At 67.6% G+C, this 21,535-nt stretch carries 15 protein-coding genes and 1 riboswitch; of the genes, 10 read left to right on the top strand and 5 right to left on the bottom strand.

Going from position 1 to position 21,535, the window contains the following annotated elements; translation table 11 throughout:
* Positions 1–110: 110 nt before the first annotated feature.
* The 4 genes from ACZ9YD_RS03780 to ACZ9YD_RS03765 all read right to left on the bottom strand — a co-directional run bounded on the left by ACZ9YD_RS03780 (position 111) and on the right by ACZ9YD_RS03765 (position 7,442).
* Positions 111–2,435: a winged helix-turn-helix domain-containing protein gene (locus tag ACZ9YD_RS03780; protein WP_465073820.1), complete on the bottom strand. Its 2,325-nt coding sequence runs from the start codon at positions 2,433–2,435 to the stop codon at positions 111–113.
* A 370-nt stretch (positions 2,436–2,805) separates the two neighbouring features.
* Positions 2,806–3,402 (bottom strand): DUF4136 domain-containing protein, encoded by a 597-nt coding sequence (locus ACZ9YD_RS03775; RefSeq protein ID WP_465073819.1) that lies wholly within the window; start codon positions 3,400–3,402, stop codon positions 2,806–2,808.
* A 123-nt stretch (positions 3,403–3,525) separates the two neighbouring features.
* Entirely contained in the window at positions 3,526–5,403 is a 1,878-nt protein-coding gene (gene thiC / locus ACZ9YD_RS03770) for a phosphomethylpyrimidine synthase ThiC (protein ID WP_465073818.1), read from the bottom strand.
* Between the two features lie 118 nt (positions 5,404–5,521).
* A riboswitch (TPP riboswitch) is annotated at positions 5,522–5,616 on the bottom strand.
* Positions 5,617–5,669: 53 nt separating this feature from the next.
* Entirely contained in the window at positions 5,670–7,442 is a 1,773-nt protein-coding gene (locus ACZ9YD_RS03765) for a methyl-accepting chemotaxis protein (RefSeq protein WP_465073817.1), read from the bottom strand.
* A gap of 434 nt (positions 7,443–7,876) precedes the next feature.
* Between ACZ9YD_RS03765 and thrA the strand changes: the two genes are divergently transcribed.
* From thrA to thrC, 3 genes are read left to right on the top strand one after another with little or no spacing between them, the layout of a single operon-like run.
* Positions 7,877–10,396, top strand: a complete 2,520-nt coding sequence (gene thrA / locus ACZ9YD_RS03760) for a bifunctional aspartate kinase/homoserine dehydrogenase I (protein WP_465073816.1) — start codon at positions 7,877–7,879, stop codon at positions 10,394–10,396.
* A complete protein-coding gene (locus ACZ9YD_RS03755; protein WP_465073815.1) occupies positions 10,393–11,358 on the top strand; it encodes a homoserine kinase in 966 nt (321 codons plus the stop codon). Before thrA ends, ACZ9YD_RS03755 begins: the two co-directional genes overlap by 4 nt.
* A complete protein-coding gene (thrC, locus tag ACZ9YD_RS03750; RefSeq protein WP_465073814.1) occupies positions 11,355–12,650 on the top strand; it encodes a threonine synthase in 1,296 nt (431 codons plus the stop codon). The genes ACZ9YD_RS03755 and thrC overlap by 4 nt, the downstream gene beginning before the upstream one ends.
* A 78-nt stretch (positions 12,651–12,728) precedes the next feature.
* On the opposite strand, the gene ACZ9YD_RS03745 is transcribed toward thrC, so the two are convergent.
* The gene (locus ACZ9YD_RS03745; RefSeq protein ID WP_465073813.1) at positions 12,729–13,085 is read right to left on the bottom strand and encodes a BON domain-containing protein; all 357 of its coding nucleotides are present in this window, start codon (positions 13,083–13,085) and stop codon (positions 12,729–12,731) included.
* Between the two features lie 135 nt (positions 13,086–13,220).
* On the opposite strand from ACZ9YD_RS03745, the gene ACZ9YD_RS03740 reads away from it, so the two are divergent.
* The 7 genes from ACZ9YD_RS03740 (at position 13,221) to ACZ9YD_RS03710 (ending at position 21,458) form a co-directional block, all read left to right on the top strand.
* Positions 13,221–14,297 (top strand): DNA topoisomerase IB, encoded by a 1,077-nt coding sequence (locus ACZ9YD_RS03740; protein ID WP_465073812.1) that lies wholly within the window; start codon positions 13,221–13,223, stop codon positions 14,295–14,297.
* 546 nt (positions 14,298–14,843) lie between these two features.
* Positions 14,844–15,839, top strand: a complete 996-nt coding sequence (gene ilvC / locus ACZ9YD_RS03735) for a ketol-acid reductoisomerase (RefSeq protein WP_465073811.1) — start codon at positions 14,844–14,846, stop codon at positions 15,837–15,839.
* Positions 15,839–17,611, top strand: a complete 1,773-nt coding sequence (ilvG, locus tag ACZ9YD_RS03730; RefSeq protein ID WP_465073810.1) for an acetolactate synthase 2 catalytic subunit — start codon at positions 15,839–15,841, stop codon at positions 17,609–17,611. Before ilvC ends, ilvG begins: the two co-directional genes overlap by 1 nt.
* The gene (locus ACZ9YD_RS03725) at positions 17,595–17,831 is read left to right on the top strand and encodes an ACT domain-containing protein (RefSeq protein ID WP_465073809.1); all 237 of its coding nucleotides are present in this window, start codon (positions 17,595–17,597) and stop codon (positions 17,829–17,831) included. The genes ilvG and ACZ9YD_RS03725 overlap by 17 nt, the downstream gene beginning before the upstream one ends.
* Positions 17,822–18,751, top strand: a complete 930-nt coding sequence (locus ACZ9YD_RS03720; RefSeq protein ID WP_465073808.1) for an aminotransferase class IV — start codon at positions 17,822–17,824, stop codon at positions 18,749–18,751. Before ACZ9YD_RS03725 ends, ACZ9YD_RS03720 begins: the two co-directional genes overlap by 10 nt.
* A gap of 2 nt (positions 18,752–18,753) precedes the next feature.
* Positions 18,754–19,920: a threonine dehydratase gene (locus tag ACZ9YD_RS03715; protein WP_465073807.1), complete on the top strand. Its 1,167-nt coding sequence runs from the start codon at positions 18,754–18,756 to the stop codon at positions 19,918–19,920.
* Positions 19,917–21,458: a 2-isopropylmalate synthase gene (locus ACZ9YD_RS03710; RefSeq protein WP_465073806.1), complete on the top strand. Its 1,542-nt coding sequence runs from the start codon at positions 19,917–19,919 to the stop codon at positions 21,456–21,458. The genes ACZ9YD_RS03715 and ACZ9YD_RS03710 overlap by 4 nt, the downstream gene beginning before the upstream one ends.
* Positions 21,459–21,535: the final 77 nt, after the last annotated feature.

Below are 21,535 nucleotides of genomic sequence, written 5' to 3'. Positions count from 1 at the left end.
TCGGCACCCGGAATACTTTGCAGGCGCACGTTTTGCCGGATATGCCCGGAATTTGCCCGAAGCAGGACGTAGAGTTTGCCGAAATCGTGGCGAAATGAGACCCGAAGGATTTACGAAAGCTTATTCTTCAGTGATATCAGCCACTTAAAAATCCCGCCACTTCCAGGCCGCGTTCGCGAAAGTGGCATGAAGCCGATGCCGCTGCCATCCTCGGAAGCCAGCGAAACATACGAAGAAGCGCCATCGAACGAGAAGCCATTGGTTGCGCTACGCGTGACCGGATCGACGCACTCATCGCCATCGGTGACAAGTCGTGCAGCATCAATGCGGTACCTGGACAGTCTGGCCCAGCAGGCTGCCGTCGCGTCGAGATACGCAATGCGACCATCCGGTGCCAACGACCAGCTGCGATAGCGCCAACGTGACGGCATGGTGGCGCTCAAACGGACGATCCCGGCTTCGTCAAGCGACGACGGCGCCATCCAAAGACCGCTGGCATCGATCCGGGTGTAGAGCACCCGATCATGCATGGCGTCAAATTTGACCTGCGATACCCCTTCGATACGGCCTCGAACCCGCCACGCCGCGCGATCATAGGCCACGAGCGAGGTACCCCCTGCGTCACGATCGTCTTCAAGCACGAATACAGTATCCGCAGGCCCATACACGGCTTGTGCAGGGCGCTCGCCGGGCACTTCAAGCGGGGTTATCCGCCCACTCGCCGGCTCGATCTCGAGGATCATCGGCGAATTGGCAGCATCCAGTGCTGTGACCAGCAACCGCCTTCCATCTGAAGACCAGGATGGCGCCTGACGGGTATCAGGTCGCACCCCCTCGATCGGACGCAATGAATCTGGCGCACCCAAACGAGCCCACCACAGCTCGAAGAGACCCGCGCGATCGGATGTGAAAACCATTTGTTCGCCGTCAGGCGCAAGCGTCGGCTGGGAATCCCGACCTGAGGATGTGAACAGGCGATGCCACTCTCCGCTTGCCGAGTCCACGCTAAAGATCCCGAACTGCGGCCGCCGATGCACGAATGCCATCATCCCGGCACGCGGCGAGATCGAGGGCGACTGCGCATCCTCGATGCCAAGATCTATGACTGCGCCAGTGTCCACATCTGCCCGATACAGACGCGCTTCGCTGTCGACGCGCAGGCCGAACACCATCGCACTGCTGTCCGGCGCCCAGCTCCAGCCCCGCAGTTCTGCGCCCAGCCGGGTCACTTGCTGTGGCGCGCCGCCCTCGACAGGCACCCTCCACAGATCGCCCATTTGCGGATTGCGGATAAATCCGATCCACAGCCCGTCCGGAGACACCTGCGGCGCGTAGTCGATATCACCGGCAGCACCGGCGTAATCGAGATCGCGCCAACGGCCGGCGACCGGATCGAGGATCCGCAGACGCGTCTCGCTTCCACTGCCTGTCATGGTGCCGAACAGCAGTCCGGTACCATCGGGAAGCCAGTCGAAGCTCAGCAGGTCGCTGCCATCGCAACGTGCGATCTCGCGCTCATCGCCGACTCCGTTGGCGGATACCAGCAGCACGCGGCATGCCCCATCGATCTCCCAACGCGCGAACGCGATCTCGCGACCGTCCGGCGACCAGGCCGGCAGGTCGTCTCGCGCACCAGGCGATGGCCGCGAGAGCGCGCGGGGCGATGCGCTCGATGTCGTCTGGACGAAGATCACCGACTGTTGTGTGTTATGGCCGTTACCGGAGGCGGAGTAGGCCACCATCGAGGCATCGGGCGACAAGGATGGAGACAATGCAAAGCCGGTAGCGCTGGTGATCAGGCGATAGGGGCGACTGACTGGCGCAGGCCCGGGCGCAATCTCCACAGGATCGCCCGAAAGACGCGAGGACTCGAACGTTGCCCAGAGCCCGCCTAGCACCAAGGCGACCAGCGCGAGTACCGCCGTAGCCAGCAGCCAGACGCCACGCTCCAGCGCAACGTTCCGGGGCCTGATCGGGGGCGCCGACGCCGGGGACGAAAGCAGTGTCGCGGCTTCAAACGCAGGGTCAGTCGTCAACCCGCCATCTGACAGGACGTGCGCTGGATCGAATGCGAGCACTTCCACCGCGACGTTGAGACGATAGCCTCCCTTGGCAATCGTCTCGATATAACGCTTGCCCACATCCTCACCGGCGGCCCCAGCACCGAACGCCTTGCGCAGCTGGGTTATCGCCTGTGTGAGGACATCATCGGTGGGCAGCGTATTGGGCCACACTTCGGTGAGCAGATCATTGCGCCCGACCACAGCGCCTGGCACGCGCGCCAGCATCCGCAGCACACCGATCGCCTTCGGTGTGACGCGACGGGGACCACGCGCTTCGGGCATGAGGATCTCGCGCGTCGCGAGATCGACGACGCCGTCGCCCACGCGAAGACGCAATGGCGTCGGCACGTCGGGAGACATCGGGTTCGGCATCGGAGCACCAACTTGCAGGTGAGCGAGGGTAGCCAAGGAAGGCTGAATGACGTGCAGTCTGCGGCCGGATTCGGCACAGCGCGCGTGACACAGGTCATGGCTGGTCTGCCGGCCCCGGCCAGTTCAAAACACCCGGAAGCCTGCTCAAGCTCTATCGTCAGGCCATTCCATGACAGGACATCAGCGTCGGTGATGCCCACTCCGACACGGCGCTCCGCCGCTGCATCGCAGCCGAGCGGCCAGATTCTGCAGCGGCAGGTTTCCGCGACATCAGCCCAGCGGACGGACTGGAAACAGCACAGCGCACGTCAGCGCGAAAAAAGCGGGCCGTATGGCCCGCTTCTTTAATTGCTGCAGTGAGGTGCCCGGCTTACATCGCCTGCGCGCGTGCGCCGGCCTGGTGCGGATAGTTCGCGAAGATCTCCGCGATCGTCGAGTTGATCCGCTGGGCCCGCTGATCCGGCTTGTTGTTGGAGACGCGGCCGACCGCGATACCTTCCCACACCAGACGCTTCGCGCGCGCATCGACCAGGTCGATATTCATCGTGCCCTCGGTGTAGCGGTACACGTTGGTGCGCTCGTTCCAGTACGGCACCGCAAAGTAACCGCGGGCGCGGTAGCTGTAGTAGTACGCGTAGTCAACCGTCGGATAGCTGCTGACGTCGGTGCGGCGTTCCATGTAGGCGTTGATGTTCACCCACAGGTCCGGGTTGGCTTCGCTGTAGCGGTAGCCACGGCGCTCCATCTCGGCGCGCACGGCCGCCTTGGCGATCTCGCTGGTCTGGGTCTCGTAACCTTCCTTCTCGATCGCCAGCGGCGTGTAGAAGGACCAGGTGCGGTACGCCGAGAAGTCCGCGCGCGGATCGGCCTCGGTGGTGATGCGGGGGCCGGTGGCACAGCCTGCAAGCAGTGCGAGGCCGCACAGCGCCACGAGCCATGCGGCGACGCGGGACGTCGAAGTCTTCATATCGGATCTCCCTGTTCTGGGGCGGATCGTGACGCGCTGTCCCGATACCGTTACTGAACATACGCGGTGCAGCGTCGCGCGGATGCGACGGCCGGAGGAACGGTTCATCCGGCCGCTGTGCATTCAGCCCGGGCGGTAGACCTCGGCGCCCTGTGCGCGGAACTCCGCCGACTTCTCCGCCATGCCCGCGGCTAGCGCGTCCTCGGTTCCGACCCCGTGCTCGGCCGCGTACTCGCGCACGTCCTGGGTGATCTTCATCGAGCAGAAGTGCGGCCCGCACATCGAGCAGAAATGCGCGGCCTTGTGCGCGTCCTTGGGCAGGGTCTCGTCGTGGAAAGCTTCGGCCTTTTCCGGATCCAGGCCAAGGTGGAACTGGTCCTGCCAGCGGAACTCGAACCGCGCCTTGCTGAGTGCGTTGTCGCGCACCTGCGCACCGGGATGGCCCTTGGCGAGATCGGATGCGTGTGCGGCAATTTTGTAGGCCATGATTCCGTCGCGCACGTCCTCGCGGTTCGGCAGGCCGAGGTGCTCCTTCGGCGTCACGTAGCAGAGCATCGCCGTGCCGAACCAGCCGATCATCGCCGCGCCGATCGCACTGGTGATGTGGTCGTACCCCGGCGCGATGTCGGTGGTCAGCGGCCCCAGCGTGTAGAACGGCGCCTCGCCGCACTCGCGCAGCTGCTTGTCCATGTTCTCCTTGATCAGCTGCATCGGCACGTGGCCGGGGCCTTCGATCATGGTCTGGATATCGTGCTTCCACGCGATTTTCGTCAGCACGCCGAGCGTCTCCAGCTCGCCGAACTGCGCGGCATCGTTGGCGTCGGCGATGCAGCCCGGCCGCAGGCCGTCGCCGAGCGAGAAGGCCACGTCGTAGGCCTTCATGATCTCGCAGATGTCCTCGAAATGTTCGTAGAGGAAGCTCTCGCGGTGATGCGCGAGGCACCACTTCGCCATGATCGAACCGCCGCGCGAGACGATGCCGGTGACGCGTTTCGCGGTCAGCGGGACGTAGCGCAGCAGCACGCCCGCGTGGATGGTGAAGTAGTCGACGCCCTGCTCGGCCTGCTCGATCAGCGTGTCGCGGAAGATCTCCCAGGTCAGTTCCTCGGCACGACCGTCCACTTTCTCCAGCGCCTGGTAGATCGGCACCGTGCCGATCGGCACCGGCGAATTGCGGATGATCCACTCGCGCGTTTCGTGGATGTGCTTGCCGGTCGACAGATCCATCACCGTGTCGCCGCCCCAGCGGATCGACCAGACCAGTTTTTCCACTTCTTCGGCGATGCCCGACGACACCGCACTGTTGCCGATGTTCGCGTTGATCTTGGTCAGGAAATTGCGGCCGATGATCATCGGCTCGCTTTCGGGGTGATTGATGTTGTTGGGCAGGATCGCGCGGCCGCGTGCGATTTCGTCACGCACGAACTCGGGCGTGATCACCTGCTGGATGTTCGCGCCGAATGCTTCGCCCGGATGCTGCTGGCGCAGCAGCGCATCGCGCACGAGTTCGAGGCGCTGGTTCTCGCGGATCGCGACGTATTCCATCTCCGGCGTCACGATGCCGCGGCGCGCGTAGTGCATCTGGGTCACGTTGGCGCCGGCCTTCGCCACGCGCGGCAGCGTGCGCGACGGAAACCGCACGTGCGCGAGCTTCGGGTCGTGTTCGCGGCCGCGGCCGAACGCCGAACTCAATGCCGGCAGTGCTTCGGTGTCGCCGCGCTCTTCGATCCAGCGCGCGCGCAGTGGCGCCAGGCCCGCGGCGAGATCGATCGTGACGCCCGGATCGGTGTACGGGCCCGAAGGGTCGTAGACCGTGATCGGCGGGTTCTCCTCGCCGCCGAACAACGTCGGCGTGCGCGTCTGCACGATCTCGCGCATCGCCACGCGCAGGTCCGGGCGCGAGCCCTCGACGTGGATCTTGCGCGAGCCCGGGATCGGGCGCGTCACCGATTCGGAGAGCTGGTCGGTCTGCTGCAGCAGCGTGGAAGGCACGGCATTCATGGCATTCGTCCTGTGGTGGCGACGGGAGCCCGAGGGCGGGCTCTCCTTCTCGCGGACGAAGCGGCGGCGCGGGCCTGACGCGGCAACCGCCGCACATGGATGCGGAGGACGGTTCTGCGGCGAGTCCTGCGAAGCTTCCCTACGCCGGTATTAACCGGATCAGGTTCGAAGGGACTCTCTCAACCGGCAATGCCGGTACCCCCGCTTCGGGGCGCATTAGACCGCGAAACCGGGAGGCATACCAGCATGCTCCGGGACGCTGTAATTCAGTCCAGTGCGTAGCCCAGGCGGAAGCCGCCCCAATGCCGGCCCTGCACGAACACCGGCGCGGACAGGTCGAACATGATCTCGCCGGTATCGCGGCGGTACACCTGCAGCCGCCAGGGATCGGTGTGCGCGCCGACGCTTCGTCCCACGCGGTCGCCGAAGATGCGCTTGGTGCGGTTGCCGACCAGATCGGCTTCGCGGCGACCGGTCAGCGGCTTGGAGAAACGCAGATTGTGCGTCGGTACGTAGCCGTCGGGATTCGCGCAGATCGCGAATGCGACCCACGGATGCGCGTCGAGCACGGGCTCCTGCAACGCAGGCAGCAGCCGGTCGCACACGGCATCGAATGCGGTACGGAATCGCGGCGGCTCGATACCCGGCACGGGTGTGTAATTCCGGTCGAACAACGCGTCGACGTCGATGTCGCCGCGTGCGACTGCCGCGTCCAGGGTGCGACCGATGTCCGCCGCAGTGACGCGCGCCAGATCCCGCACCTGGGCATGCCGCGCCACACGCATCGGATCGGCGGGTAATTTGAACAATCCCACGCAGTCCTGCAGTTCGGCGACGCTGCGACCCAGCGCTTCACTGCGCTCGGCAACGCGCGCGGCACGCTCCAGATTGCTCCGACCGAGACCGGTGGCGTGTTCGACTGCCTGGTCGATCGCGAGGATCTCGGCATCCTGCGCGCCGATCCGGTTCGCGACCGAGGCCATCGCCCCACCCGCGCGCGTCAGCAGATCGCCGACCTCCGAAAGGACGTGGCCGGTCTGATGTGCGGACGCCGTACCGTCGCCGAGCGCAGCGACTGTGTCTTCGACGATGCCGCGCACTTCCCGCGACGCCTTGGCGGCGCGCTCGGCGAGCAACCGGATCTCGGTCGCCACGACCGCGAAGCCGCGTCCCGCCGGCCCGGCGTGTGCGGCCTGGATGCCGGCGTTGACCGACAACAGGTTGGTCTGCATCGACACCGCATCGATCACTGCGATGACTTCAGTCGCCCGCGTGACGCGACGCTCCACCTCGCAGATCGCGTCCGCCAGGACCGCCGCCGCCTCGCGACCGGCGCGCACGCTGGCATCCGCGCGCGCGGCTTCGGCGCGGACGGCCGACAATTCGTTGGCGGCGGCCTGTACACCGTCGAGCAGGCGACGGCTTGCAGCCATGACCTCGACGAGTGCATCGACCTGGGTCTGCGACTGCTGCACCAGGCGATCGTTGTCCGCGACCACCTCCGGCACCGCACCAGCGATATCAACCGACAGCGCCACCGCCTGTCGGATCGCCTCGGTCAGATTGCCGAAGCCAGCGGACAGGTGACACTCGGCCGCCAGTGCGCTGTCGCCCAGCTCCAGGTCCAGGTCCAGATCGCAGGCGGTCAGGCCGGCACCCACCCGGACCAGCAGACCGCGCGCGTCGTCCGCCGGTTCGGCGCTGGCCACCGACATCGACATCGACAGCGCAGGCGCACCTGCTTCCCGACGTGCCTGGTCGCGCAGCAGTGCTGCAGTCTCGGCGTGCGGCAGCGATACCAGCCAGCCCTCGCCTGCGCGCCGGTAACGCAGCCGACGCGCGGGGTCGCCGCCGGGTGCGATCCAGACACCCTCGGGCGCTTGAAGTGCGTCGCGTGGAACGCCCCAGGGTGCCGGCCAACCGGTATCCGGCCTGGCCCCCAGGCCGAGCAGATCCCGTGCCACGGCATTCGCCTCGTCAATGCGCCCGTGACTGGTCAGGCGCAACAGGCCAATGGGTGCGTCCGGCAAACCGTCCATGACGCATGAGGTCGCGACGTTCCCGCACTCCGACATGATGATCAATCCGTTGCGCTTCCGCCCCGCCTCGTTAGCGGCCGTAGGCCCGCCGAATTGAGGTCCAGCGCGATGCTCGGTGGCAGGACGTCCCATCGTTTCAGATCGAACTGTTGACACCGCACGAAGCCCCATGCTGTTCTGCGGCCATGACGCATCGCAACACGCACTCGCCCCGCAGCCTCGCTACCGGTCATGCCGGTGAGCAGCCACGTGCGACGACTCCTGCCTCCCTGACGATGACCATTACCACGACCACCATCCCCGGCACCGGTACCACCGGCCCCGGGATGTGGACGTGCGCCAGTTGATCTGACCGCCCGCTCCGCATCCCGACCCGGGGTGCGGACGCCTCGTCCCGACCCTGCCGGCTGCGGAGCTCCATGAGGAGTTCTCCGATGTCCGCTGTCGCGCCACTCGCTTCACCCGCCCCCTTGGCATCGCCCGCACTCGCCTGTCACGTGCACAAGTTCGGTGGCAGCAGCCTGGCCGATGCCGCACATATCGGCAGGCTCGCCGTCCTCGTGCCTGCCGACGCGCGCTTGCGGCCGGTCGTGGTCTCGGCGATGGCGGGCACCACCAATGCGCTGGTCGCACTCGGCGATGCGGCCGCTGCCGGCGAAGACTGGAAGCCGGGCTGGGAGGCACTGCGCCAGCGCCATCTCGACACGGCGGATGCGTTCGAATCCGAAGCGGGCGGTCCGCTGCACGTCGCGCTCGAGGCGGAGTTCTCTGCGCTGGCGCACGATCTGCAGGACCACGAATCCGGTGTCGATCCGCAATCGCGGGACGCGCGCCTCGCGCGCATCCACGGCTGCGGCGAGCAACTGGCCTCGCGGCTCGCACAAGCCGCACTTGGTCCGGACTGGCACCGGCTCGATGCGCGCGAGGTCCTGGTCGTCCACGCCGCCGAGATGGGCGCCGTTGTCGACTGGGATGCCAGCCGCGCCCGACTCGCGACGTGGCGTCTTGCGCACGGCGCACGAGATGTCGTGATCACCGGCTTCGTTGCGCGCGATGCCGACGGCCGCGACACGACGCTGGGTCGCAACGGCAGCGACTACTCCGCGGCGATCTTCGCCAACCTCTTCGATGCCGACGCGCTGACGATCTGGACCGATGTCGACGGTGTGCTGTCCGCTGATCCGAGGCTCGTGCCCGACGCTGTCTGCCTCGAGTCGATGTCGTATGCGGAGGCCTGCGAACTCGCCTACTTCGGCGCCACGGTGCTGCACCCGCAGACGCTGGCGCCGGTGCAGTCGCGCGGCACGCCGGTGCGCATCCGCAACAGCCGCAACCCGGCCGCACCCGGCACCCTGATCGCGCTGAACGCGGCGCCCGCGGCGTCGCCGGTCAAGGGCCTGAGCCTGGTGCGCGATGTCGCGGTACTCGAGCTCGTCGGCAACGGTCTGGTCGGCGTGCCGGGTATGGCCGAGCGCATGTTCGCCGCACTGCACGGCGCCGACGTGTCGGTGACGATGATCTCGCAGGGCTCGTCCGAACATTCGATCTGCTGCGTGGTGCGCGCCGAGCAGGCGACGCGCGGCCACGACGCGATCAACGCAGCTTTCGCTGAGGCGATCGCCGAAGGCCAGGCGCAGGGCGTCACGGTGACGACCGATCTGTGCGTACTTGCGGCAGTCGGCGACGGCATGGTCGGCAGCCAGGGCGTTGCGGCACGCCTGTTCGACGGGTTGGCGCAGGCCCGCGTCAACATCCGCGCCATCGCCCAGGGCGCGAGCGAACGCAACATCTCGGTCGCGATCGCGCAGGACGACGCCACACGCGCCTTGCGCGCCGCGCACGCCGCGTTCTGGCTGTCGCCGCAAACGGTCTCGGTCGGCGTGATCGGCCCCGGCAACGTCGGACGTGCGCTGCTGGCGCAACTGGCCGAGGTGATCCCGGCGCTGCGTGCGCGCGCCGGTGTCGACCTGCGCCTGCGCGCGGTGGCCGGCAGCCGGCGCATGCATCTCAGCGATGTCGCACTCGATCCGGACGCCGCAGGCGCGTTGCTCGATGACCAGGCCGACGCCTGCGATCTCGATGCCTTCGCCGCACACGTCCGCGCCGACCATCTGCCGCACGCGATGATCGTCGACTGTAGTGCCAGCGACGTCGTCGCGGCGAAGTACGCGGACTGGCTGGCCGCGGGCATCCACGTCGTGACCCCGAACAAGCACGCCGGCAGCGGCGACTGGCAGCGCTACACACGAATCGCCGACGCACGCGTCGCCGGTCACAGCCGCTTTCTGTACGAAGCCACGGTCGGCGCCGGTCTGCCGGTGATCGTGACGCTACGCAATCTGCTTGATACAGGCGACACGCTGCATGCGATCGACGGCATGCTGTCGGGCACGCTGGCGTGGCTGTTCAACAGCTTCGACGGCAGCCGACCGTTCTCCGATCTCGTGCGCGAAGCACGTGCGCTCGGCTACACCGAGCCCGACCCGCGCGACGATCTGTCCGGTCTGGATGTCGCCCGCAAGCTGGTAATTCTCGCGCGCGAAGCCGGCCGGCCGCTGTCGCTGGAGGATGTCGACGTCGAAAGCCTGGTGCCCGAAGCGCTGCGCGACGTGCCGCTCGACGTGTTCCTCGAGCGCCTGTCCGAACTCGACGCACCGATGCAGACGCGTCTGGACGCCGCGCGTGCCGACGGTCGCGGGCTGCGCCACATCGCCCGGCTCGGTGCCGGCAGCGACGCGAGTGTTGGCGTGCGCGCACTTCCCGCCGATCATGCGTGCATGCATACCCGCCTGACCGACAACCTCGTCCAGTTCACCACGGCCCGTTACGCCGAGAATCCGCTGGTCGTGCAGGGCCCGGGCGCCGGCCCGCAGGTCACCGCCGCCGGCGTGTTCGGTGACGTGCTCGCGATCGCGCACGCACTCGGCGCGCGCACCGGCTGGCGCCACGCATGAGCAACACGCCCGATTCCAGAGGCATGACCGTGCGCGCGTTCGCGCCCGCCAGTGTGGGCAACATCGGCGTGGGATTCGATGTGCTCGGTCATGTGATCGATGGACCCCGCGACATTGCCCAGGTCCGCCGCATCGACAGGCCGGAAGTGCGCATCGAGTCCATCGGTGGCGCGGTCGAAGGCGCACACCGCCTGCCGCTGCATGCCGCCGACAATACGGCCGGCCGCGCGTTGCAGTCGCTGTGCGCGGCGTTGTCGCTGCCGTTCGGCTTCGCGCTGACGCTGGAAAAAGGCATTCCGCTCGGTTCTGGGCTTGGTGGTTCCGCAGCGTCCTGCGTCGCGGCGCTGGTCGCGGCGAACGCACTGCTCGACGAGCCGCTGTCGCGCGAGGCGTTGTACCCCTTCGCGCTCGACGGCGAATCGGTCGCGTCCGGCGCGCGCCACGGCGATAACGTCGCGCCGATGCTGCTCGGCGGCGTGACGCTTTCGACAGCGGATCGACTCATCGCACTCGATGTGCCCGACTGGCTGCACGCGGTCGTCGTGCATCCCGATCAGGTGCTGGAAACGCGCCGCTCGCGCGCCGTGCTGTCGGATCCGTACGCGCTGCACGACGTCGTGACGCACAGCACGCATCTGGCCTTGTTCCTGACCGGCCTGCAGCGCGGCGATCGCGAACTGATTCGCGCCGGCTTGCACGACGTGCTGGTCGAACCACGCCGCGCGCCGCTGATTCCCGGTTTCGATGCGGTCAAGGCCGCGGCGCTGGCGAACGGCGCGCTGGGCGCAAGCATTTCCGGTGGCGGACCCAGCGTGTTCGCGTGGTTCGATTCGCGCGAGGCGGCGGAGCAAGCCGCACCTGCAATGCGCGCAGGCTTCACCGATGCCGGCATCGAAGCGCAGGCCTATGTTTCGCCGGTCGCAGGTCCACGCGCAGATCTGCTCGATGGAGACGCCGCATGAAGTTCGTCAGCAGCCGCGGCGACGCACCCGCAGTCGGCATCGACGATGCGCTCGTCGCCGGTCTCGCACCGGATGGTGGCCTGTACGTACCCGAGTCGATTCCGACGATCGATCTCGTCACCCCGCGCGAGACGCTCGTCGACACCGCCATCGCCACGCTCGCGCCGTGGTTCGCCGGTTCGCGTATCGAATCGCAACTCGCCGATCTCTGCGCAAAGGCCTTCGCATTCGACGCGCCACTGCGTCCGCTCGCAGGTCCGGGTGACCATCTGCTCGAGCTGTTTCACGGCCCGACCGCGGCGTTCAAGGATTACGCCGCCCGCTTCCTCGCCGGCGCGCTCGGTGAACTGCGCGATCCCGCCGCGCCGGACACCACGATCCTTGTGGCGACCTCGGGCGATACCGGCGCCGCCGTCGCCTCCGCATTCCATCGCCGATCCGGCTTCTCGGTCGTGATCCTGTATCCGGACGGACGCGTGTCACCGCGCCAGGCGCATGGCCTGGAATGCTGGGGCGACAACGTGCATGCATACCGCGTCGACGGCAGTTTCGACGACTGCCAGCGACTCGCGAAGCATGCGCTGTCGGATCCGGCGCTGCGCGCGCGCATCTCTTTGGGCACCGCCAACAGCATCAGTCTCGGCCGCCTGTTGCCGCAAGCCGCGTACTACGCGCACGCCGCTGCGCACCACCACGCCGCGACCGGACACGTGCTCAATCTCATCGTGCCGACCGGCAATCTGGGCAATGCATCCGCTGCGTTCGTGGCACGGGCCATGGGTGCGCCGCTGGGCAAAGTACACCTGGCCTGCAACGCGAACGACACGTTGCCGCGTTTCTTCGATGGAACGGATTACGACGTGCAGCCCACGCGCGCCACACTCGCGAACGCGATGGATGTCGGCGCACCGAGCAACTTCGAACGTCTGCGCCACTGGCATACAGACGACGCTGCATTGCGCGCCGCGTTCGTCGCGCGCTCGGTGGACGACGCGACCATCCGCACGACGATCCAGACCGCGCCCGCGCGTCACGGCATCGTGCCCTGCCCGCATACCGCGACGGGCCTGCATCTGCTCGAAACCCTGCGCTCGGATGGTGATACCCGCGACTGGGCGGTGGTGGCGACTGCGCACCCTGCGAAATTCGACACCATCGTCGAACCGCTGGTCGGTCACACAGTGGCGTTGCCGGCGTCACTGGCCGATTGCCTGTCGCGTCCCGCGACAGGCGCGTCGATGCACAACGACAGTGGTGCGCTGGAACAGGTGCTGCTCTCAGCACAACGCTGAGAAAATCTGCGGACACCGCAAACGAAAAGGCCTCCCGCAGATGCGGGAGGCCTCGAGGTCACGCGGATCGCTTCGGCGTCAGTTCGCCGGACCAACCTTCAGCTGGGCGCTGTCGACGCGCTTGACGCCTTCGATCTCGCCAGCGATCGCCTTGGCGCGATCAATCTGCGCCTGCGATTCGACATCGCCCGACAGGCTTACGATGCCGTTGGTGGTCTCGACGCCGATGTCGAGGCCGGCGACGTCGCTCGACGCGAGCAGATCGGCCTTGACCTTGGTGGTGATCCACGTATCGGAGACCGGCTGCTCCGAGTCGGACTTCGCAGCGACAGTCTGCTCGCCACGTTCCTGCATCTGCTGCGCAACAGCCGTGCCCGAGATCAGCATCGTGCCGGCAATTGCGGCGCCCATCAGGGTCTTGTGCATCGTCTTCATGGCGGTGTTCCTGGTGCAATTTGTGTGGGGCGAGTGTGCGAACGGCTGCGTGCCGGGAGAGTGAAGCGGATCCTGTTCACGAGGCACTGATCCCGCGCTTGTTATCAGCCGCTCATGAAGCTGACAGGCAAATCCGTGAACGATGAAGACAACGTGCGCGCTGCGCGCCTCGCGGGCCTGCGCTGGGTCAGTGACGACCTGCCTGGCCTGAGCCGGCGCCGCGCGGGCAAGGGGTTCAGCTATCGCGATCCCGATGGCAAGGCCGTGCGCGATCGCGCGACGCTCGACCGCGTGCGGATGCTCGCGATCCCGCCTGCGTATCGCAACGTGTGGATCTGCGCACTCGAGAACGGACATCTGCAGGCCACCGGCCGCGATGCGCGCGGACGCAAGCAGTACCGCTATCACCCCGACTGGAGCGAGGTGCGCGGCCACGGTAAGTTCGATCGCATCGTCGCGTTCGCCACCGCGCTACCACGTCTGCGCCGTGCACTGGGGCGCGATCTCAAACTGCCGGGCATGCAGCGCGACAAGGTGCTGGCGATCGTCGTCTCGCTGATGGCGCAGACCTTCGTGCGCGTCGGCAACGACAGCTACACGCGCAGCAACGGCTCGTTCGGTCTGACGACGCTGCGCAACCGTCATTTCGAACTCGTGCGTGGCGGTCGCGCGCGTCTGAAATTCCGCGGCAAGAGCGGACAGGAACAGGAAATCGAGCTCGACGACGCGAAGCTGACCGCACTGGTGCGCAAGGTGCAGCAGCTGCCGGGACAAGCGTTGTTCCAGTACGTCGACGACGAGGGCGAACGCCACGGCGTCGACTCCGGCATGGTCAACGACTATTTGCGCGAGGCGATGGGCGGCGCGTTCACCGCCAAGGATTTTCGCACTTGGGGCGGCACGCTGATGGCGTTCCGCCGGTTCGCGGCGATGCCCTTGCCCGAAGGCAGGAAAGGTGGCGATCCCAGCGAGCGTGCACTGGCGACGCAGGAGAAAATCGTCATCGCCGATGTCGCCGATGCGCTCGGCAACACCGTCGCGGTGTGCCGCAAGGCGTACATCGACCCGGTGCTCTACGCGGCCTGGCGGGATGGCGGACTGCAACGTGCAGCGGGCGACGCACGTGGTGAGCGCCAGTGGGAAGCCGCCGCGTTGAAGCTGTTGCGGCAGCGGCACCGCAAGCGTCCGGCGGGCAAACCGTTGTCGAAGTAACTGTTGACATGTCCGACACGGGCGTGTTTTTCTCGGCTCCATGACGCAGCGCAACAACCACCGCCAGACCGCCATCGCCGCACGCCTCCGCGTGCGCGACATGCGTCTGCCGGTCGCGCTCACCTCGGCCATTCTCCTCGTACTCGTACTCCTTATTGCCGTCCGGAATGGCGCGGGGATGGGGTTCGTGTAGCAAGACGAAACTCCAGAAGGTCGAAAGAACCTGAACCCCGCGCCGAAAGGCGCGGGGTTTTTGTTTGGCCCCCACAAAACCTCCAGTCCTAGAGCCACCTGCCATGCACAGCCATCCCGCCAACGCCTTCACGACCCAGCCCGCGACGCCGCAAGGCGCAGCGCGTGCGTCGGCCGCGTGTCCGGATGCATGCGGAGACACCGCCTCCTCCACCGCCGACGCGGTGTTTCGGACGGCCGGTCGGGACGGGGCAACGCCCTCGACCGCCGGCCGTTTCCACATCCGGGCCTCACGCGTCACCGCGTGAGCCGCCCGCCCTCCCCTTTCCACCCGCAGATCGGACACCACCACCCATGAGCAACGCCAATCCCACCATCGCGATCGTCGGCTACGGCAGCCAGGGCCGCGCGCACGCGCTGAACCTGCGTGATTCCGGCTTCGACGTCGTCGTCGGCCTGCGTCCCGGCGGCCCGACCGAGCAGAAGGCAAAGGCCGACGGCTTCACCGTCAAGACGCCTGCCGACGCAGTCGCCGATGCCGACCTGGTCGCCGTGCTGACGCCCGACATGGTGCAGAAGCAGCTGTATGCCGACGTGCTGGCGCCGCACATGAGGCAGGGCGCCTGCCTGCTGTTCGCGCACGGCCTCAACGTGCATTTCGACATGATCGCGCCGCGCGCGGATCTGGACGTGGTGCTGGTCGCGCCCAAGGGCCCGGGCGCGCTGGTGCGCCGCGAGTACGAGATCGGCCGCGGCGTGCCGTGCATCTACGCCGTGCACCAGGATCCCACCGGCAAGGGCGAGCAGCTGGCACTGACCTACGCCGCGGGTCTGGGCGGTGCGCGCGCGAACATCATCAAGACGACGTTCAAGGAAGAGACCGAGACCGATCTGTTCGGCGAGCAGGCCGTGCTTTGCGGCGGCGCGTCGTCGCTGGTGCAGGCCGGTTTCGAGACGCTGGTCGAAGCCGGTTACCAGCCCGAGATCGCGTACTACGAAGTGCTGCACGAGCTGAAGCTGATCGTCGACCTGTTCTACGAGGGCGGCATCACCCGGATGCTGGAGTTCATCTCAGAGACCGCGCAGTACGGCGACTTCGTCAGCGGCCCGCGCGTCATCGATGCGAGTGTCAAAGCGCGCATGAAGGATGTGCTGACCGACATCCAGAACGGCACGTTCACCCGCAACTGGCAGGCCGAATACGACGCCGGCCTGCCGAACTACAAGAAGTTCCAGCAGGCCGACAAGGACCACCCGATCGAAAAGGTCGGCCGCGAACTGCGCGCCAAGATGACCTGGCTGGGCGAGCAGACCGGCGCGCCGGCACAACCGCAGAGCGAGGCCGCCTGATGAACGGCGCCCGCTGGCTGGTGCAGGCGCTGGAAGCCGAAGGTGTCGACACGATCTTCGGCTATCCGGGCGGCGCGATCATGCCGTTCTACGACGCGCTGCACGGCGCATCGTTGAAGCACGTGCTGGTCCGCCACGAACAGGGCGCGGCGTTCGCCGCGAACGGGTTCGCGCGAGCCAGCGGGCGCGTCGGTGTATGCGTCGCGACCTCCGGCCCGGGCGCCTCGAACCTGGTGACCGGCATCGCCGACGCGATGCTGGATTCGGTGCCGATGGTGGTGATCACCGGCCAGGTGGCGACGCCGCTGATGGGCACCGACGCGTTCCAGGAGCTGGACGTGTTCGGCATGACCCTGCCGATCGTCAAGCACAGCTTCCTGCTGCGCAGCGTCGACGACCTGCCCAACGTCGTCACCGAGGCCTTCCGCATCGCGCGTTCCGGCCGTCCCGGCCCGGTGCTGATCGATCTGCCGAAGGACGTGCAGATCGGCGATGCCGCGCATCTGGGCGCGCACATCCCCTCGACCGCCGACGTCATGCCGGCCTGCGCCGACCACGCGCTGCACGAAGCGGCGGCGCTGATTTCGCAGGCCGAGCGGCCGGTGGTCTACGGCGGCGGCGGCATCATCCTGGGCGACGCGCTGGACGCATTCCGCGAGTTCGCCGATCTGACCCAGATCCCGACCGTGCTGACACTGCGTGCGCTGGGCGCGCTGCCGCCGACGCATCCGGCCAACCTCGGCATGATCGGTATGCACGGCTCGCGCGCGGCGAATCTGGCGGTGCAGGAATCGGATCTGCTGATCGTCGTCGGTGCGCGTTTCGACGATCGCGCGACCGGCAAGCTGGCCGAGTTCGCGCCGCTGGCGCGCATCGTGCACCTGGACGGCGACAGCTGCGAGATCGGCAAGCTGCGCGCGGCGGACGTGTCGGTGTGCGGCGATGTCGCCACCAGTCTGTCGCGTCTGGGCGCGCCGTGCGCGGCGCAGATGCAGGGCCGGCACGCCGCCGCACGCACTGCGTGGCGTGAGTTGTGCGCACAGCGACGCGAGCGATTCGCCGCCCGCTACGACGCACCTGGCGACAAGGTCTTCGCGCCCGCGCTGCTCAAGCGCATGAGCGAACTGGCGCCCGATGCGACCGTCGCCTGCGATGTCGGCCAGCACCAGATGTGGGTCGCGCAGCACTGGCGCTTCGACCATCCGCGCAAGCACCTGACCAGCGGCGCGCTGGGCGCGATGGGTTTCGGCCTGCCGGCTGCGATCGGCGCGCAGATGGAAGACCCGTCGCGGCGCGTGGTCTGCGTCAGCGGCGACGGCTCGTTCCTGATGAACGTGCAGGAGCTGGCGACGCTGAAGCGCTACCGCGTGCCGGTGAAGATCATCCTGCTCGACAACCAGGCGCTGGGCATGGTGCGCCAGTGGCAGGAACTGTTCTTCGAGCGCCGCTATTCCGAGATCGACCTGTCCGACAACCCGGACTTTGCCGAGGTCGCGCGCGCGTTCGGCATCCAGGCGCTGTCGGTCGACAAGGCCGCCGATGTCGAATCCGCACTGGCTGCGCTGCTGGCCGTCGACGGCCCCGCGCTGCTGCACGTCGCCATCGACACGGCCGCCAACGTCTGGCCGCTGGTGCCGCCCAACCACAACAACGCGCAGATGCTCGATGCCGACGAAGCCACCTCGCTCGATATCGGCGACTCCGTCGTGCCTGCCACCGAACCCGCTGCCGCCACGTCCGCCAAGGAATCGAGCCATGCGTTACCAGTTTGAGATGACCCTGCGCCGCGCCGAAGGCGCGCTGGTGCGCGTGCTGGGCACGACCGAACGCCGCGGCTTTCGCCCGGTGTCGTTCGAAGGCGACGCGCATGACGACAGCGACCATTGGAACCTGCGCATGATCGTCGAGAGTGACCGCACCGCAATCGCGCTGCAGGGCCAGCTGGCGAAGCTCTACGACTGCCTGTCGGTGGAGGTGTCGCCGTGTCGTTGAACGTCACCGCCGAGGCCTCACCGGCGCAGGCGCCGTCGATCGCGGAGACCGCAGCACCCAATCGTCCGCAGGCCTGGTTCGACGGCGCACTGTGCGATATCGATGCACTGCAGGCCGGCCTGACCACGCATGCGATGCATTACGGCAGTGGCGTGTTCGAAGGCATCCGCAGCTACGCGACTGCCGATGGCGCCGCGGTGTTCCGTCTGCCCGAACACATGGCGCGCATGCGCGAAGGTGCCGCGCTGCTGGGCATGCATTTCGATCCCGCGCAGGCCACCGAAGCCGTGCTGGCGACGTTGCGCGCGAATGGCCATCGCGATGCGTACATCCGCCCGCTGGCGTGGTTCGGCGAAGGCGGTTTCGGCCTGGATGTCGAAGGCCACGCCGAACATCTGATGGTCGCGACCACTGCGACCCAAGTGCACCTCAACGGCACCCGCGCGCGACTGGGCATCAGCAAGTGGCGGCGCAATCCCGCGGATTCGCTGCCGCCGCTGAAGCTGTGCGGCGCCTACGTCAATTCGATCCTGGCCAAGCGCGAGAGCAAGTCGCGCGGTTTCGACGAAGCGCTGTTCACCGATGCCGACGGCTACGTCGTCGAATGCACCGGCGCCAACGTCTTCATCGTCAAGGCCGGTCGCGTCACCGCGGTCCAGCATCGCGACGCGCTGCCGGGCATCACCCGCGACACGCTGGTCACGCTGAGCGGCGCGGACTCGCGCGCCGTCACCGTGGAGGAGCTATACGACGCCGACGAAGTCTTCGCCTGCGGCACCGCGGCCGAAGTGGCGCCGGTGCACGGCGTCGAAGACCGCAACTATGGCGACAACCCGGTCACCCGCGAACTGGCCGCGCTGTACGCGCGTGTTGTGCGCGGCGATGCCGAGCGCCAGCGCGGCTGGCTGACGGCAGTCTGAGCATGTCCGAACCCGACGTAGGCCGCGCCCCGCGAGCGACCGCCAGTGATGTGCTGGCGGCGCAGGCGCGGCTGCGTCGGCATCTCGACGTGACGCCGATGCATTACGCCGAACGCTTCGGCTGCTGGCTGAAGCTCGAAAACCTGCAACGCACCGGTTCCTACAAGGTGCGCGGCGCCTTGAACGCATTGATGGCTGCGCGCGAGCGCGGCGACGACCGCACGGTGATCACCGCCTCGGCCGGCAACCACGCGCAGGGCATGGCGTGGGCGGCGTATCGCCTGGGCGTTCCGGCGATCACGGTGATGCCGAAGAACGCACCTGCAACCAAGGTCGCCGGCGTCGCCCACTGGGGCGCGACCGTGCGCCTGCATGGCGAGACCTACGACGAGGCCAAGGCCTTCGCCACCGAACTGGCCGCGCAGAACGGCTTCCGCCTGCTGTCGGCGTTCGACGATGTCGACGTGATCGCCGGCCAGGGCACGGTCGGGCTGGAAATCGCATCGGTGCTGATGCCGGATGTGGTCATCGTGCCGATCGGCGGTGGTGGCCTGGCTTCGGGCGTCGCGCTGGCACTGAAGTCGCAGGGCGTGCGCATCGTCGGCGCGCAGGTCGAAGGCGTGGATGCGATGGCGCGCGTGCTACGCGGCGATCACTCGCCGTTTTCGCCCGTGGCGACGCTGGCCGACGGCGTGCGGGTCAAGGAGCCGGGGCTGCTGACGCGCGCGCTGCTGGCCGATCTGCTCGACGACGTGGTCATCGTGCGCGAGGCAGAACTGCGCGAGACGCTGGTGCGTCTGGCGCTGGAAGAACACGTGATCGCCGAAGGCGCCGGCGCGCTGGCACTGGCCGCCGGCCGCCGCGTCGCCGGCAAGCGCAAGGTCGCCGTGGTGTCGGGCGGTAACGTCGATGCCGGCGTACTGGCGCAGCTGCTGTCGGACGTGCGTCCGCGCGCACCGCGCAAGCCGCGACGTCGGTTACGCGAAACCGCGACCGAGGTGCCGGCCATTGCGGCCGCCGCACCTGCCGCGCACATGGCGACGCCGCGTCGCCGCAACGACCTCGCTGCATCCGCGCCGTCCGGAGGCGGCGAACCGCGACTTCGACGCGCGCCGTGTCCCCGCACCGAACGCACGCCACACCGAATCACCGAGGAACTCCCCGCATGACCGCCTCCGACACCATCCGAATTTTCGACACCACCCTGCGCGACGGCGAACAGTCGCCCGGTTGCAGCATGACCCCGCAGCAGAAGGTGGTGATGGCGCGCGCGCTCGACGCGCTGGGCGTCGACATCATCGAGACCGGCTTTCCGGCCAGCTCCGAATCCGACCGCGAGGCCGCACGGCTGATCGCGCGCGAGGTCCGCCGGCCGACGCTGGCGGTGCTGTCGCGCTGCCTGCCCGCCGACATCGAAGCCTCGGCGCGCGCCTTGGACGGCACCGCGAATCCGCGCCTGCACGTCTTCATCTCGACCAGCCCGCTGCACCGCGAACACAAGCTGCGCATGAGCCGGCAGCAGGTGCTGGACATGACTGCGACCAGCGTCGCCCACGCGCGCCGGCTGATCGGCGATGTCGAATTCTCGGCCGAGGATGCGACCCGCACCGAAGACGATTTCCTGAGCGAGGTGATCGCCGTCGCGATCGCCAACGGCGCGACCACGATCAACGTGCCCGACACGCTGGGCTACGCGACACCGGAGGAAACCCGCGCGCTGTTCCAGCGCCTGATCGAGACGATTCCCGGCGCGCGCGACGTGATCTTCAGCGCGCACTGCCACAACGATCTCGGACTGGCGGTGGCCAACTCGCTGGCCGCGATCGAAGGCGGCGCACGCCAGGTCGAGTGCACCATCAACGGCATCGGTGAGCGCGCCGGCAACTGCGCGGTCGAAGAACTGGCGATGGCGCTGAAGGTGCGCAACGCGTTCTACAACCTGGACACGCAGATCGACACGCGCCGCCTGGTCCCGACCTCGCAGCTGCTGCGTCGCCTGACCGGCATGGCCGTGCAGCGCAACAAGGCCATCGTCGGCGAGAACGCATTCGCGCACGAATCCGGCATCCACCAGCACGGCATGCTGCGCCATCGCGGCACCTACGAAATCATGAATCCGTCCGACGTCGGCTGGCCCGATTCGAAGCTGGTGCTGGGCCGTCACAGCGGTCGCGCCGCGGTCGGCCATCGTCTGCGCGCGCTGGGTTACACGCTGGAAGAAGCGCAGCTGGAACAGATCTTCGCCGCGTTCAAGGATCTGTGCGAGCGTCAGCGCGTGGTCGAGGACGACGATCTGGAAGCGCTGATGCACGGCGACGTCGACGGCCAGGGTTGGCGTCTGGCCTCGATGACCGTCAGCGATCGTGGCCAGCGCGCGAGCGCGCAGGTCGAGCTCTCCGATCCCGATGGCGGCAAGATCAGTGAGAGCGCGCTAGGCGATGGCCCGGTCGACGCGCTGTTCGCTGCGCTGGCTACCGCGACTGGCGTCGAGCTGGCGCTGGAGAGCTACCAGGTCCACAGCGTCGGCATGGGCCGCGATGCGCGCGGCGAAGCCAGCGTCAGCGTGCGTCACGGCGAGGACATCCACGAAGGCACTGGCACCAGCCGCGACATCATCGAAGCCAGCGCGCTCGCCTGGCTGGATGTCGCCAACCGTATCCTGCGTAGCGCACGCGCCGCGCCGGCGCCGCAGGCCGCGCACGCCTGACCATTCTTTTTCCTGTGGCGCGCGCCCGCGTGCGATGAAGCTCCACAGGAAACGCTCCATCGCGCGCCAGCGCGCTC

Source organism: Luteimonas sp. AC640a, from assembly GCF_979256585.1.
The sequence above is the reverse complement of the archived record's forward strand: the minus strand, read 5'-3'. Positions and strand labels throughout refer to the sequence as shown.

What these genes read in the sequence shown, in the direction of transcription:
- thrC (WP_465073814.1), top strand. Translation starts at nt 11,355, where the DNA reads ATGAAGTTCGTCAGCAGCCGCGGCGACGCACCCGCAGTCGGCATCGAC.
- ACZ9YD_RS03775 (WP_465073819.1), bottom strand. Translation starts at nt 3,402, where the DNA reads ATGAAGACTTCGACGTCCCGCGTCGCCGCATGGCTCGTGGCGCTGTGC.
- thiC (WP_465073818.1), bottom strand. Translation starts at nt 5,403, where the DNA reads ATGAATGCCGTGCCTTCCACGCTGCTGCAGCAGACCGACCAGCTCTCC.
- ACZ9YD_RS03710 (WP_465073806.1), top strand. Translation starts at nt 19,917, where the DNA reads ATGACCGCCTCCGACACCATCCGAATTTTCGACACCACCCTGCGCGAC.
- ilvG (WP_465073810.1), top strand. Translation starts at nt 15,839, where the DNA reads ATGAACGGCGCCCGCTGGCTGGTGCAGGCGCTGGAAGCCGAAGGTGTC.
- ACZ9YD_RS03715 (WP_465073807.1), top strand. Translation starts at nt 18,754, where the DNA reads ATGTCCGAACCCGACGTAGGCCGCGCCCCGCGAGCGACCGCCAGTGAT.
- ACZ9YD_RS03780 (WP_465073820.1), bottom strand. Translation starts at nt 2,435, where the DNA reads ATGCCGAACCCGATGTCTCCCGACGTGCCGACGCCATTGCGTCTTCGC.
- ACZ9YD_RS03755 (WP_465073815.1), top strand. Translation starts at nt 10,393, where the DNA reads ATGAGCAACACGCCCGATTCCAGAGGCATGACCGTGCGCGCGTTCGCG.
- ACZ9YD_RS03765 (WP_465073817.1), bottom strand. Translation starts at nt 7,442, where the DNA reads ATGGACGGTTTGCCGGACGCACCCATTGGCCTGTTGCGCCTGACCAGT.
- ACZ9YD_RS03745 (WP_465073813.1), bottom strand. Translation starts at nt 13,085, where the DNA reads ATGAAGACGATGCACAAGACCCTGATGGGCGCCGCAATTGCCGGCACG.
- thrA (WP_465073816.1), top strand. Translation starts at nt 7,877, where the DNA reads ATGTCCGCTGTCGCGCCACTCGCTTCACCCGCCCCCTTGGCATCGCCC.
- ilvC (WP_465073811.1), top strand. Translation starts at nt 14,844, where the DNA reads ATGAGCAACGCCAATCCCACCATCGCGATCGTCGGCTACGGCAGCCAG.
- ACZ9YD_RS03725 (WP_465073809.1), top strand. Translation starts at nt 17,595, where the DNA reads ATGCGTTACCAGTTTGAGATGACCCTGCGCCGCGCCGAAGGCGCGCTG.